This is a genomic window from Leucobacter albus, from assembly GCF_039528015.1.
Taxonomy (GTDB): domain Bacteria; phylum Actinomycetota; class Actinomycetes; order Actinomycetales; family Microbacteriaceae; genus Leucobacter; species Leucobacter albus.
Map to the genome: position 1 here is coordinate 778,933 of NZ_BAAAKZ010000003.1, position 13,066 is coordinate 791,998.

Annotated in this window: 10 protein-coding genes and 1 pseudogene; 1 reads left to right on the plus strand and 10 read right to left on the minus strand. The window is 69.0% G+C overall.

Annotated features, from left to right (window positions below; translation table 11 throughout):
- Nucleotides 1–25: 25 nt before the first annotated feature.
- From lnt to ABD115_RS07255, 8 genes and pseudogenes are all read right to left on the minus strand, one after another.
- Complete coding sequence (gene lnt / locus ABD115_RS07220) at nucleotides 26–1,681, minus strand: apolipoprotein N-acyltransferase (RefSeq protein WP_343959670.1); 1,656 nt, start codon at nucleotides 1,679–1,681, stop codon at nucleotides 26–28.
- Nucleotides 1,678–3,927: a DEAD/DEAH box helicase gene (locus ABD115_RS07225; RefSeq protein WP_343959672.1), complete on the minus strand. Its 2,250-nt coding sequence runs from the start codon at nucleotides 3,925–3,927 to the stop codon at nucleotides 1,678–1,680. The genes lnt and ABD115_RS07225 overlap by 4 nt, the downstream gene beginning before the upstream one ends.
- Nucleotides 3,924–4,820, minus strand: a complete 897-nt coding sequence (tatC, locus tag ABD115_RS07230) for a twin-arginine translocase subunit TatC (protein ID WP_343959674.1) — start codon at nucleotides 4,818–4,820, stop codon at nucleotides 3,924–3,926. Before tatC ends, ABD115_RS07225 begins: the two co-directional genes overlap by 4 nt.
- 38 nt (nucleotides 4,821–4,858) lie before the next feature.
- Nucleotides 4,859–5,890, minus strand: a complete 1,032-nt coding sequence (locus ABD115_RS07235) for a helix-turn-helix transcriptional regulator (protein ID WP_343959676.1) — start codon at nucleotides 5,888–5,890, stop codon at nucleotides 4,859–4,861.
- A complete protein-coding gene (locus ABD115_RS07240) occupies nucleotides 5,887–6,936 on the minus strand; it encodes a helix-turn-helix transcriptional regulator (protein WP_343959678.1) in 1,050 nt (349 codons plus the stop codon). Before ABD115_RS07240 ends, ABD115_RS07235 begins: the two co-directional genes overlap by 4 nt.
- A gap of 12 nt (nucleotides 6,937–6,948) precedes the next feature.
- A complete protein-coding gene (locus tag ABD115_RS07245) occupies nucleotides 6,949–7,887 on the minus strand; it encodes a peptidylprolyl isomerase (protein WP_343959680.1) in 939 nt (312 codons plus the stop codon).
- A gap of 68 nt (nucleotides 7,888–7,955) precedes the next feature.
- Nucleotides 7,956–9,095 carry a tRNA (adenine-N1)-methyltransferase gene (locus tag ABD115_RS07250; RefSeq protein WP_343959890.1) on the minus strand — a complete coding sequence of 380 codons (1,140 nt, stop codon included), beginning with the start codon at nucleotides 9,093–9,095 and terminating at the stop codon, nucleotides 7,956–7,958.
- A 96-nt stretch (nucleotides 9,096–9,191) separates the two neighbouring features.
- Nucleotides 9,192–9,917: pseudogene (locus ABD115_RS07255) on the minus strand (HAD family hydrolase); the annotation flags it as partial.
- Between ABD115_RS07255 and ABD115_RS07260 the strand changes: the two are divergent.
- Complete coding sequence (locus tag ABD115_RS07260) at nucleotides 9,811–10,839, plus strand: PAC2 family protein (RefSeq protein WP_343959682.1); 1,029 nt, start codon at nucleotides 9,811–9,813, stop codon at nucleotides 10,837–10,839. The pseudogene ABD115_RS07255 and the gene ABD115_RS07260 overlap by 107 nt on opposite strands.
- Before the next feature lie 52 nt (nucleotides 10,840–10,891).
- Here the strand turns inward: ABD115_RS07260 and mshC are convergent, their stop codons facing one another.
- Nucleotides 10,892–12,178, minus strand: coding sequence for a cysteine--1-D-myo-inosityl 2-amino-2-deoxy-alpha-D-glucopyranoside ligase (mshC, locus tag ABD115_RS07265; RefSeq protein WP_343959684.1), 1,287 nt, complete (start codon nucleotides 12,176–12,178; stop codon nucleotides 10,892–10,894).
- The gene (locus ABD115_RS07270) at nucleotides 12,175–13,044 is read right to left on the minus strand and encodes an undecaprenyl-diphosphate phosphatase (RefSeq protein ID WP_343959687.1); all 870 of its coding nucleotides are present in this window, start codon (nucleotides 13,042–13,044) and stop codon (nucleotides 12,175–12,177) included. Before ABD115_RS07270 ends, mshC begins: the two co-directional genes overlap by 4 nt.
- Between the last annotated feature and the right edge of the window lie 22 nt (nucleotides 13,045–13,066).

A 13,066-nucleotide genomic window follows, 5' to 3' on the forward strand; every position in this document is an offset into this window, starting at 1 on the left:
GCAGCCACGCCCTCAGCCGCTAGCGCTACCGCCTGAGGCGAAGCCCGACTGCGCCGACGACGATGCCCGCTGCGCCCGCGAGCATCCACAGGGTCGAGCCGAGCGCCCCCGCCGCGACCGCGGGGGTTGTACCGCTCACGAGCGGCACCGTCGCGACCATGGCGCCGCTCGTGAACGGCTCGAGCGCGTCGACATTCGTACCGTCGGGCGCGATGATGCGGCTCGTGCCGACCGTCGAGATGTTCACGACCGCGCGCCCCGTTTCGATGGCGCGCAGCCGCGCTATCTGCAGCTGCTGCACACTCTCGTCGGTGCGGCCGAAGTCGGCGTTGTTCGTCGGCGCGAAGATCACCTCGGCGCCCTCGTCAACCATGCGCTTCGCCTGATCGTCGAAGATGATGTCGAAGCAGATGGCAACGCCCGCGACGACCTCGCGGCCGAGCGCCGGCACGCCGTGCACTGGGGCGAACTGCCCGTGCGCGTACTCGAGCTGCACGAGATCGACGAGTTCGGGCGCGAGCGCGTGGAAGAAATCGCGGTTCGGCATATACTCGGCGAACGGCACGGGGAAGCGTTTGTCGTAGCGCGTGCCGGCGGCCGACTCGGCCTGACCGTCTGGCCCCCACACCACGGAACTGTTCGTGTAGGTGCCGTCGTCGTTTGCAAGGATCGAGCCAACGATGATGGGAGCGTCAGCTCGCTGCGATAGGAGCGCAACCTCGCGCCCGCGAAGCGGATTGTCGGTGATCGCGAACTCCGCCGAGTTCTCGGGCCACACGATCACGTCGACGCCGTCACCGGAGGCCTCGAGCTCGTCAAGCAGGCGCTCTGTCGCCAGCACGTGGTCGGCATAGACATCGCCTGCCTCGCGGTTGTCAAAGATGCCAGACTTCGAGTTGCCCTGCACCGCGGCAACGCGCAGCTCGCCGGTGCGGTCGAGTTCAGCCGGCGGCACGAACGCGAGCCCGACGCCCGCGACTGCGACAACGAGGGCCGCCGCGGCTCCCCCGCGAAGCGCCGCGCGAAGGCCTGCGCGCGTGGCCGCAGCCGCAGCAACGATGCACGCCATCGCGAGCACCGCGGCGGCGCTCAGCCCCGCGAAGCCAAGCCAGGAGACGAGCGCGCCAAGCGGGCTCTCCGCGAACACGTGGGCGACCCGGCCCCAGGCGAAACCGTCGTAGGGCCAGCTGCCCTGCACGCCCTCGCGCAGCACCCAGATGCCAGAGGCCGCTACGGCCTGTGCCGCGGCGATCGCCGCGCCCGGCAGGCGCCTCCGGGCGCCCATGCGCGCGATCCCGCGGGTTGCGACCGCGGTCACCATGCCCTGCAACACGAACCACGCGGTCATAACGCTGCCGAGCGCGAGCCAGGGCACCGGCCCGAGGTACAGCGTCAGCCAGCTCAGGTGCGAGAACCAGAACGCGGCTCCGGCCGCGAGCCCGGCGAGGGCGGCGACGCCGATGCGCTGCTGCCACCAGCTCGCAAGTATGAGCAGTAGCGCAGGGAACACGAGCGGCCAGATCGCTGCCCCGGGGTTCGCGAGGTCGAACAGCCAGCCGCCGAGCCCGGCCGCCGGCAGCGCGATCCACCACGGCAGCCGCGCGACGGCCGGAGGGCCGCTGAGCGTCGTCGACGTGGCGAGGCCATCAGACATGGCGGCGCCTGCTTTCTCAGCACTCACGATGTGCTCGACGCCTCCACGATGCCGCGGCGAATCGAGCGTTTCGCGTCGCGCGCGAGCCCGCCGAGCACACCAAGCCGCACTGCGTCGTCGGCGAGCCCCGCGTGCGCGACCGCCACGTCACAGGCCTGCGAGACCTGGTCGAGCAGGTCGATCGTCTGCTTGGCCCAGCGCACGAAGTCGCCGGCGCCGAGACCGCTCGACTCGAGCACGCGCTCGAGCGTGACGCCCTTCGCCCAGTCATACATCGCGGCAGCGAGGCCAGCGTGCGGCATGTCGGCGCGAGGCAGGCGGTAGTGCTCTGCGAGATCGTCGAGCACGATCCACCGGTCGAGCACCCTGTCAAAGGCCTGACCGAACTTGCCGCCGGGGCCGCGATCCACCGCCTCGTCATCGCGGCGGGGCTCGTAGGTGAGCGCGCAGCACATCGCCGCCAGCCCGTGCGCGTCGAGCCCGCGCCAGAGGTCGAGCCGCAGGCACTCGGCAATGAGTAGGTCGCGCTCGCCATAGATGCGCCTGAGCAGCTCGCCGTAGGGCGCCACTAAGAGCTCCCCGCGCTTCGTGTCGCCCTCGAGATAGCCGAGCTCGACGAGCTCCTCGACGACGCGCTCGAAGGTGCGGGCGATCGTGCCTGTCTTGTTTGCGACCTGGCGCCTGCCGCGCTCGAGCTGGCGGCGAAGCTTGCGCGCGCGATCTTCCCAGCGCTTCTTGTCGGAGCCGCTCGCGCGGGCGGCGGCGGCCTCGTAGCCCTTGAGCGACGCCTGTGCCGCCTGGAGCTCGCGCGCCTGGTCGACGACCGCTCGGTCTGCCTGGAATTGCGCGAACGACAGCTCGAGCGTGTCGCGCGCCTGCTCGTAGCTGAGGCGCTGCAGCAGGTTGACCGCCATGTTTGCCGTCGGCCTGAACGTCGACTTCACCGGGAACGAGCGGGTGCCTGCGAGCTGCGAGAGCTCGTCGACGTCGACCGCGTCGCTCCACACGACGACCGAGTGCCCCTCGACGTCGATGCCGCGGCGCCCCGCCCGGCCGGTGAGCTGCGTGAATTCACCCGTGGTGAGCGGCACGCGCTGCTCGCCGTTGAACTTGTCGAGCCGCTCGATGACAACGGCGCGCGCTGGCATGTTGATGCCGAGCGCGAGCGTCTCTGTCGCGAACACGAGCTTCACGAGCCGGCGCTGAAACAGCTGCTCGACCACGGCCTTGAACGCGGGCAAGAGCCCAGCGTGGTGCGCGGCAACGCCGCGCTCGAGGCCCGCGATCCACTCGCGTGTTTCGAGCACGCGGCGGTCTTCGGGGCTCAGGCTGTCGACGAGCTTGTGCGCGACGCGGCGAATCTCCTCGCGCTCCTCGCGGTTCGTGAGCGCGATGCCCTCGTACAGGCACTGCCGCACGGCCTGGTCGCAACCGTTGCGGCTGAAGATGAACACGATCGCGGGCAGCAGCCGGGTCTCGTCGAGCGCGCGCGCGATGTCGCCGCGCGAGATGCGCCTCGCCCTGCGCTGTGGGGGGCCGCCGCGCGAGCGCCGCCGGTCGCCGGTGGATCCGCGACCCCTGCCGCCGAGCACACGCAGCTCGGGGTTCACCCTGCCGCCCCGCGCGAGCTCGCCGTCGCGGCCGACAAACAGCGGCAGCAGCGCCTTCGTGGTGAGCACGTGCTGGTAGAGCGGCACCGGCCGGTGCTCCGAGAGCACAACGTCGGTCTCGCCGCGCACCGCGTGCATCCAGTCGCCGAACTCCTCGGCGTTCGACACCGTCGCCGACAGCGAGACGAGCCGCACCGTGCGCGGCAGGTGCAGAATGATCTCCTCCCACACCGCGCCGCGAAAGCGATCGCCGAGGTAGTGCACCTCGTCGAGCACCACGAACGCGAGGTCTTGGAGCGCCTCGGAGTCGGCGTAGATCATGTTGCGCAGCACCTCGGTGGTCATCACCACGATGGGCGCGTTGCCGCGAATGTTCACGTCGCCCGTGAGCAGGCCGACCTCGCTCTCGCCGTACTCGGCACAGAGCTCGTGGAACTTCTGGTTTGAGAGCGCCTTGATCGGGGCGGTGTAGAAGATCTTTGCGTCGCGCTCGCGCCTCGCGAGATAGACCGCGAACTCGGCGACCGTCGTCTTACCCGACCCCGTTGGGGCCGCGACCAACACGCTGCGACCGGCCTCGAGCCGCTCGCAGGCGTTGCGCTGGAACGGGTCGAGCGGGTACTCAAGGCGCGATTCGAAGTGGGCAAGGGCCGAGTCGTTCACGTGTCGCCGCGCACCTTTCGGGGTTTGGGAGCCGAGGGTTTCGAGGGCTTCGCCGAAGCGCCCGCGTCGTCGTCGAATTCGCTGAGGTCTGGCTCCGAGAGATCAAGGCCGTACTCCTCGAACTCGGCTGCTCTGCGCTTGTCGGCCCTGCGGTCGTGCAGCAGCGCGATGCCGACGGCGATGAAGAAGAGCACGACCATCGGCGCTGCGAGCAAGAACATGCTCCAGAGGTCAGCTGCGGGCGTCGTGATCGCCGCGAACAGCACGATCACGATGATCGCGACGCGCCAGCTCTTGAGAATCGTCTTGCCGCGCAGAATGCCAACGAAGTTCAACATGACGAGCACGACCGGCATCACGAAGCCGACGCCGACTGCGAGGAGCAGCTTGACCGCAAAGTCGATATAGAGCCGAGCTTGCAAGAAGAAGGCGTCTTCGATCGGCTGAAAACTCGCGAGCAGCTTTACGATGTTGGGCAGCACCATCCAGGCGGCGAACACCCCGCCGAGAAACAAAGGCACCGCGGCCGCCAGAAACCCGACGCCGTAGAGCTTCTCACGTCGCGTGAGCCCGGGGGCAAGAAACGCCCAGATCTGATACAGCCAGATCGGCGCGGTGATCACCACGGCGATGAACAGCGCGATCTGAATGCGCAGGTCGAACGCCTCGGTAATCGAGCCGTATGCCAGGGTCGCCTCGCGCCCCTGGAGCTGCAGGTCGTTGATCGGCTTGCGCAGCATGTCCCACACCGGGTTAACGAGAAACCAGCCGCCGATGAGGCCGAGCACGAGCCCAATCGCAGCGTAGATCAGGCGTTTGCGGAGTTCGACGAGGTGTTCGCCGAGGCTCATGCGCCCCTCTCGGTTGCGCGCCGACCGCGCCTGTTTCGCCATGGCGACAGTGTATCGTTTCCCGGCTTAGAACAGCCGCGCTACTCGCCGTACGCCGAGAGTGCGGCCTCGGCCCAGGCGCTCACCGCGGCGCGCGCCGCAGGCGGGGCGACGATCTCGATCTCGCCGGGGCCGTGCTGCGCGAGCCGCACCGCCGCGCCTGAGTGCCACGCCTCGACCCGCACGAGCGCCCGCCCGGGAGGCACGGCGATAGCGAGCCCTGCCGACTCGGGGTCGGAGACGACCTCGGGCGCGAAGCCGCGAATCGCGCCGAGCAGGCGTACCGGCACGAGCGCAAGCATCTCGCTGCCCTGTCGCTCCTCTGCGGCCGGCCGGCCGCTGCCGCCGGAGCTGGCAGGTGACGATGGTGCCGCCTGCCCCGCGGTGCTGCCCCCCGCTGGCACGGCGCCACCGGTCAGCTCGGTGAGCTCGGTCAGCTGGGCCACGCTGAACGTGCGCTGTGCCTGCCGCTCGACGTTGAAGCCGTGGAGATACCACACGCCCTCGCGCTCTGTCAGCGTCTCGGGCAGCACGGTGCGACTGCTCTCGGCACCCGTGGCGTCGCGGTAGTTAAAGCGCACAGGCGCGCCGCGCTCGATCGCCCGAACGAGCACCGCGAGCTCGTCGCGGGGCTCTGCCTGAGAGACGACGACGGCCGGCACCTCGGCCCGACCCATGGCCTCGCCGAGCCGCGCGCCGAGCTCGGCGGCGAGCCTGGCGTCGGCGGGCGACAGCAGCGGCTGCAGCGCGGCTAGGCCAGCCAACAGGGCCGCTGTTTCTGCCCCAGAGAAGCGCGGCGTCTCCTCGATCGCGACGGTGTGAGTGAGCGACACTGTGTCGTCTTGTTCGAGCGCGTCCCAGTCGATGTCGAAGAGGTCGTTGTGCTGATACGACAGGGTCTCGCCCGGAATCCCCGCGGTGCCGAGAAAGCCGATGAGCGATCGCAGCGTGCGCGGATCCACCTCGAAGGTCTCCGCAAGCTCAGCGACCCGCGTCGGCCCGTGCTCGCGCAGGTACGGTACCAGTGAGAGCAACAGCAGCACCCGGTCTGCTGCGAGCAACGAACGGCTCATGCGCCCTCCCCCATTCCGCCGCTGAGACCCGCGGCACGCTCGCCGCCGTGCACTGCGTCGACGGCGCGCAACAGCGACACCACCGCGTCGCGCAGCACCGCGGGCTCGAGCACGACCGCCTCAGAGCCGTAGCTTGCGACGAGCGCCGCGAGCTCGTGCAGATCTGTCGTGCCGAACTCGAGCACGCGCGAGCCATCGGGCTCGATCGTCGCGTCGGCCCCCGGCGAGAATCGTGCCTCGGCGCGAGTGCGCGGCAGCACCCGCAGTCGCACCCGAGTGTCGCGCTGCAGCTGCTGCAGCTCGGCCACCGCCTGCGCCACGCGCTCGGCTGCGTCTGCCGGCCGTTCAGGCTCATCGGCACGGGAGTCTCGCACGGAGACCTGCCCGGCAATGCGGGCGAGCAGAAAGACGCGGGTGGCTGCACGATCAGCATCAAACGCGATGAGGTGCCACCTGCCCTCAAAGCGATGCAGCTGCAGCGGAAACACCCTGCGGGCGAGCGGCAGGTCGCGCTGCGGCAGCTGATAGCCAAACTCCGCAATCTGGCCGGCCTCGATCGCGCCGAGCAGCGCCGGGGCCGAGGGTTCAGACATGCCGAACCCGGCGCTCACGCCGAGGCTCAGGGCGTCTCGCCCGCCGCCGAGCGACTCGAGCTTCATCGCAGCTCGCCTGGCCTCGTCGGTGAGACTCCCCTCCCGCCAGGCGAGCACGGCCATGCGCAGCATCATCAGCTCGCGGTCGCTGAAGGTGAGCCCCTCTGGCACCTCAAGCGCCGCCTTCGAGATGCGGTAGCGCAGCAGCTGGTTGTTGCCAGGCTCGCCGGGCGAGTCGATCGTCTCGACGGGAATGCCGAGCTGGCGCAACTGCTCCTTGTCGCGCTCGAACTGTCGCTCGAGCGAGGCGCGCTGCGTGTTCTCGCGGTAGCGGTCGGAGTACCCGTAGACCGAAGAGAGCAGCTCGTGCTTCGTCAGCCCGCTGGAGCTCGCAACCAGTGCGAGCACCAGGCTAAAAACGCGCTCTTCGCTCGGAACCCTCGACCTGGCCACTGTGCAGCCGAACTAGCCCGCCGCGAGAATATCGAGCACGACAACGCGGGCGTTCTCGCCGCCCTCGGTGATGACCACCTGCGAACCGATCTTCTTGCCGGTGAGCTCCGTGCGGAAGGTCAGTCCCTGCGCTGCGGCCTCAACCTCACCCGGCATGAGCTGCGGGCCGCCAGAGGCCCACGTGTTCGTGAGCACCGAGCCGTCCCAGCTCACCGCGAACATCTGCACGAGCAACCGCTCGTCTTCAGTGACCTCTTCGCCGTCGCCAACGACGCGAACGCCCGACTTCATGCCGACCGGCGCGTCCCTCGGTGGGAGCACGAGCCCGGGCTGACCTGTCTCGTCGGTGACGACGGCAGGGAAGCCGTTTGGCAGCCCCTTCGATCGCCCCTCGGCCTTGAAGCCAGAGACACCCTCGACGTCCATCACAGCGACGAGGGCTGAATCCGCGGTGCCGCCGAGCTGCTGCCTCAGCGGCAGCGCATCCTGCGGGCTCATCGCGAGCACGACGCGCTCGCCCGGAACTGCGCACTGCACGGCGGCGCTCAACGGGTTGAGCATCTCCTCGGCGAGCACGAAGAACTCCTTGCCATCCGACTTGCCGCCGAAGCCCGCGCTCGAGAACAGCTTGTCGCCGGTCGCCTGGTCGTAGAACGCGAAGTTAACCGAGGCGATCGTGTCGTTCTCCGCGACTTTCGCGCCGGGCGTGACGCCCGAGGCGTCAACGATCGATCGCTGCGACACGGGAATTTCCGTGTCGGTCGGAATCGAGACCTCAGGTTCGGTGCCAAAACCGCCGAGCACAACGACGCTGTCGCTGAGTGCTCCGGCGCCAAGCGAGGGCGCGCACTCACCGCGATCCACCTCGACGACATCGGTCGAGCTGCAGCCGGTGAGAACTGCGGCGGATACGGCGACGGTAAGAACCGCTGGGGCAATGCGACGAAGCATGGAACACCTCTCGAGTGCGTCGAATGCGAACCAGCCCATCCTACCGGGCTATCGCTGGGGTTCGGGCGTTACGCGCCCGCGTGGTCAGTGGTCTCGGGAGCGGCCGGCGCACCCGCAGCATCGACGCCGGCGCGGTGCTCGGCGATGCGCTGCGCCTCCCGCGCCTTCTTGCGCAGAATTTTGTCGCTCTTGACGCGCTGGCCGACACTCTCCTCGCTCCAGGCCCCTGGGTCGCCGTCTGGGCCCATGTCGGGCAGCCAGCTCGCCATGTCGGCCTCAGAGAAATCGCTCTTCGAGGCGCGCCGCTTCAGGCTCGGCAGGTTCGTGCCCGGAGCGAGCTTGCGCGCCGTGACGAGGAAGCCGGTGTGGCCGACCATCCGGTGGTCTGGGCGCACGGCGAGGCCCTCAACGTGCCAGCCGCGCACCATCGTTTCCGAGGCCTGCGGGTGCGTGAAGCGCCCCGAGCGCCGCAGCTGCTCGACCGTGCGCGAGAGCTGGGTCACGGTGGCGACGTAGCAAATCACCACTCCGCCGGGCGCGAGCGCGTCGGCGGTCACGTCGACGCACTCCCACGGGGCCAGCATGTCGAGCACCACTCGATCGACGGTGCCCGCCGCAAGCGCGTTCGGCAGCTCCTGCTGCAGGTCGCCGACCCGCACCCACCAGTTCGCGGGGTCGGCCCCGGCGTAGGCCCGGGCGTTGGCGCGCGCGATCTCGGCGAACTCCTCGCGGCGCTCGAACGAGTGCACCTCGCCCTCTGGGCCAACGGCGCGCAGCAGATGCAGCGAGAGCGCCCCCGAGCCGACGCCGGCCTCTACGACGCGGGCACCAGGGAAGATGTCGGCGAGCGAGACGATCTGTGCCGCGTCTTTCGGGTACACGATCGCCGCACCGCGCGGCATCGACATCACGAAGTCTGAGAGCAGCGGCCGCAGCGCGAGGTACTCCTCGCCGCTGCTGTTCGCTATGACTGAGGCGTCTGGGAGCCCGACGATGTCGGCGTGCCGAATCATGCCCTTGTGGCTGTGAAACTCTGCCTCGCGCTCGAGCGTGATGGTGTTCATGCGCCCCTTGGGGCCGGTCAGCTGCACGCGGTCGCCGAAGCGGAACGGGCCGCTGAGCGCCGGAGCGTCGGCCCCGTCGGTGGCGCTAGCCGCGCTGCCCGCGCTGCCCGCGCTGCCCGCGCTTGTGGCGTGCTCCGCCCACAGCGCGCACGCCCCTGCGGCGTCGAGGCCGACGAGGCTCTCGCGCACGACGTGAGCGGCGCCCGCGGGCAGCGGTACGATGCCGGGCACAGCGATCGTCACCGCGCCGGCCGCAACGGCCGCCGCCGCACCGGGCCGCGAGTCTTCGAAGGCGACGCAGTTGGTGGGCGAGACGCCAACGGCGGCCGCGCCGCGCAGGTACGGGTCTGGGTGTGGCTTCTCGTGTTCGACCTCGTCGCCAGCGATAATCGCGGCGAAGGTGCCCTCTGGCAACAGCGCAACCACGGCGTCGGCGATGCGCCGCACCGACATGGTGACGAGCACGTTCGGGATCCCGAGCTCGCGAAACCCCGCGAGCAGCTCGGGCGCGCCAGCAACCCAGTTCGGGCGCGTGCGGGCGACGCCCGCAATGAGCGCTTCGCTCCACTCGTCGATGATCTCGTCAGCGCTCAGCGGCACACCAAAGTCTTGGAAGTGCGCGGCCGCGGCCCGCAGCCCGAGGCCGACGAGCTCGGTTTCCATGCCCTCGGGGAAGCTCAGGCCGTAGCGGCGAAGCATCGCGAGTTCGGCCTCTATCCAGAGCGGCTCGGAGTCGATGATGGTGCCGTCCATGTCCCACAGGGCTGCCGCTGGCAGGGCGGTGGTCGTCTGAGTCGTCATTTGGTTAATCCTACCTCCGGTCGGCGAGCTCCCCCAGTCGCGAGATAGTCTGGAGTGTGTGAACCATTCGACCGACGCTGAACTCGCGCCCCGCGTGCTCATCGCCGCGTTCCAGGGCTGGAGCGATGCCGGCGACGCGACAACCGAGGCGCTGCAGCATCTCATCAGGCTGCAGGGCGCCGAGCTGCTCCACATCATCGGGGGCGAAAGCTTCGTCGATCTGCAGCTGCAACGCCCCAGAATGCTGCGTGACGAGCACGGGCAGCGGTCGATCGAGTGGCCCGACACTCGGCTGTATGGCACGGTGCACCGGCCGGGAGCCCCGGCAGCGGAGCCGGCCGCCGGCCACGAATCGATCACGCGCATCGACGGCTCGCCCGTACACGACCTGTTCTTTTTACCTGGCTATGAGCCGGGTCGTGACTGGGAGGGCTTCGCCGACGAGATCGTCGAGCTCGCCGAGGTGTGGGGGGTCGACCTCGTTGTGCTGCTCGGGTCAATGTACTCCGACGCGCCGCACTCGCGGCCAATCATCACGAGCGTCTCGGCCGAAGACCCCGAGCTGCGGGAGCGTTACGGCGCTGAGCGCAGCGACTACGAGGGGCCAATTGGCATCGTCTCAGCGGTCGACATGGCGCTCGAGGCGGCGACGATCGATAGCCTGTCGCTGTGGGTGCAGGTGCCGCATTACGTGCACTCGGCGCCCTCGCCGAAGGCCACCCTCGCGATTCTCGACAAGCTCGAGGAGCTACTCGACATCGTCATTCCGCGCGGCGAGCTGTTCGCTCAGGCCACCGACTGGGAGAGCAACATCAATCGCATCGCCGAGAACGACGACGATATGACGCGCTACATTCGCAGCCTCGAAGACGCCCGCGACGAGGCGCTTGCTGCCGAGACCACCGGCGATGCCCTCGCAGCCGAGTTCGAGAAGTTCCTCGAGCAAGACTCGCGTGTCGACGAGCAGCCTGGCGGCGACCCGGCAGCCGGCGACCCGGCAGCCGGCGACCCGGCAGCCGGCGACACCGCCGCTGCTCCAGGCAACGCACCCGAGAACGATGACTCCGATGAGGCGCCGGGCAACTAGCCAGCAGCAACGTCATGCTGCCAGGTGCCCGCTGCCCGCTGCCCGGTGAGCGTCAGGCCTGGCAGCCCTCCGGTCGCACGAGCTGCACGCCGAGCAGCGACTGAATCGCGTCGGCGATGAGACCCGGGTCGTCAACGCCCGCGTCGAGCGCGGCGTCGAGCGTGGCGAGCATCACCGGCGTGTCGAGATCGTTCGCGAGGGCCGCGCGCAATTGCTGCAGCACCGTCGTCGCCGAGACGAGTTCCCCTCCCGTGCGCCCGAGCCCCTCGCGCCAGGCTGCGAGCCTGCGCTCGGCGCGCTCGAGGTCGCTGTCGAACCACTCCCACTCGCTGCGGTAGTGGTTAGCGAGCAGCGCGAGGCGAATCGCGGCCGGGTCGACGCAGTGCCCGGCGTGGCTACCGTCGAGCAGCTTCGACACGAACACGAGGTTGCCGCGCGACTTCGACATCTTGTGGCCCTCGTACGACACGAGCGCTGCGTGGCAGAACGCGTGCGCGAGCGGCTTGCCGGTGATCGCAGTCGCGTGCGCGGCGGTGAACTCGTGGTGCGGGAACACGAGGTCGTGCCCGCCGCCCTGCACGGTGAAGAGGTCGCCGAGCGCTTGCCTTGCGATGACGGTGCACTCGATGTGCCACCCCGGCCGCCCCTCACCGACGGGCGACTCCCAGCTCGGCTCGCCGGCGCGGGCCGCGCGCCACAGCAGCGGATCGAGCACGTCTCGCTTGCCCTCGCGCTCGGGGTCTCCCCCGCGCTCTGCGCTCAGTGTTTCGAGCAGCGACCTGTCGTAGGGGGCGACGTCACCGAGGCGCCACTGCGAATCCTTCTGGGCGCCGCGCACGTCAAAGTAGATATCGTCGCCGGCGGCGGAGTCTGGCGTTGCGACGCTGTAGGCGAAGCCGCGCTCGACGAGCTGCTTCACTCCGTAGGCGATCTCCTCGATCGCCTCGGTGACGGCGACGAAGTGCTCGGGTGGCAGCATGCCGAGCCTGTGCATGTCGGAGCGATACAGCCCAATCTGTTCGTCGGCGAGGGCGCGCCAGTCAACCCCGGTGGCGTTCGCCCGCTCGAGCAGCGGGTCGTCGACATCTGTGATGTTCTGGGCGTAGACCGTTTCGATGCCGGCGTCGCGCCACGCCCGCTGCATGGTGTCAAACGTCGTGTAGGTGAACGCGTGCCCAATGTGGGTCGCGTCGTAGGGCGTGAGGCCGCACACATACAGCGTCGCGCGGCCGTCTTGAATCGCCGGGTGTTCGAGCCGGCCCTTCGCGGTGTTGAACAGGCGTGGTGCTTCTCCGTGCCCCGGGAGTTTGGGGGTCACGGGCGGGGTCCAGGTTCTCACTGGGCGGCTCCCTCCCAAGCAATTGCGGGCACCTCTCCGCCCGGGGTGAGCACCCCGGTGATGAGCAGCACGATGATGGCCGCGCCGATGAGCACGCGGTAGATCACGAACGGCATGAAGCTGCGCTTCGAGATGTAGCGCATGAAGAACCCGATGACCACGAGGGCAATCGCGAACGCGACCACGGTGGCGACGATCGTCATGCTCCAAGGCGTCTGGTTCTCGGGCGACTTGATGACCTTGAAGACCTGGTAGAACCCAGACCCGAGCACGGCCGGGATTGCGAGCAGGAAGGAGTAGCGGGCCGCGGCCTCGCGCTTGTAGCCCATGAAGAGGCCCGCGGTGATCGTGCCGCCGGAGCGCGACACCCCGGGAATGAGTGAGGCGGCCTGGGCGAGGCCGTAGATGAGGCCGTGCTTCCAGGTGAGCTTCTCGATGGGGCGCACCTTCTGCCCGACGCGATCGGCGACGCCGAGCAGCAGGCCAAACACGATGAGTGAGATCGCGGTGAACCACAGCGAGCGCAGCGTCGTCTCGATCGCGTCTTGGAAAAGCAGCCCAAGCACCACGATCGGTATCGTGCCGAGGATGATCCACCACCCCATCTTCGCGTCGGGGTCGTTGCGCGGCACAGTCTTGCCCGAGAGCGACTTGGCCCAGCGCCCGATGATGCGCACGATGTCGCGCCAGAAGAACACGATGACCGCGGCCTCGGTGCCGATCTGCGTGATCGCGGTAAACGCCGCCCCCGCATCGCCAATGCCGAGCAGCTCGCTCGTCACCCGCAGGTGTGCGCTCGAAGAAACCGGCAGAAACTCAGTGAGCCCCTGAACGATGCCGAGGATGATCGCCTCGAAAATACCCATGCGGTGAGTGGCCTTCCGTCTC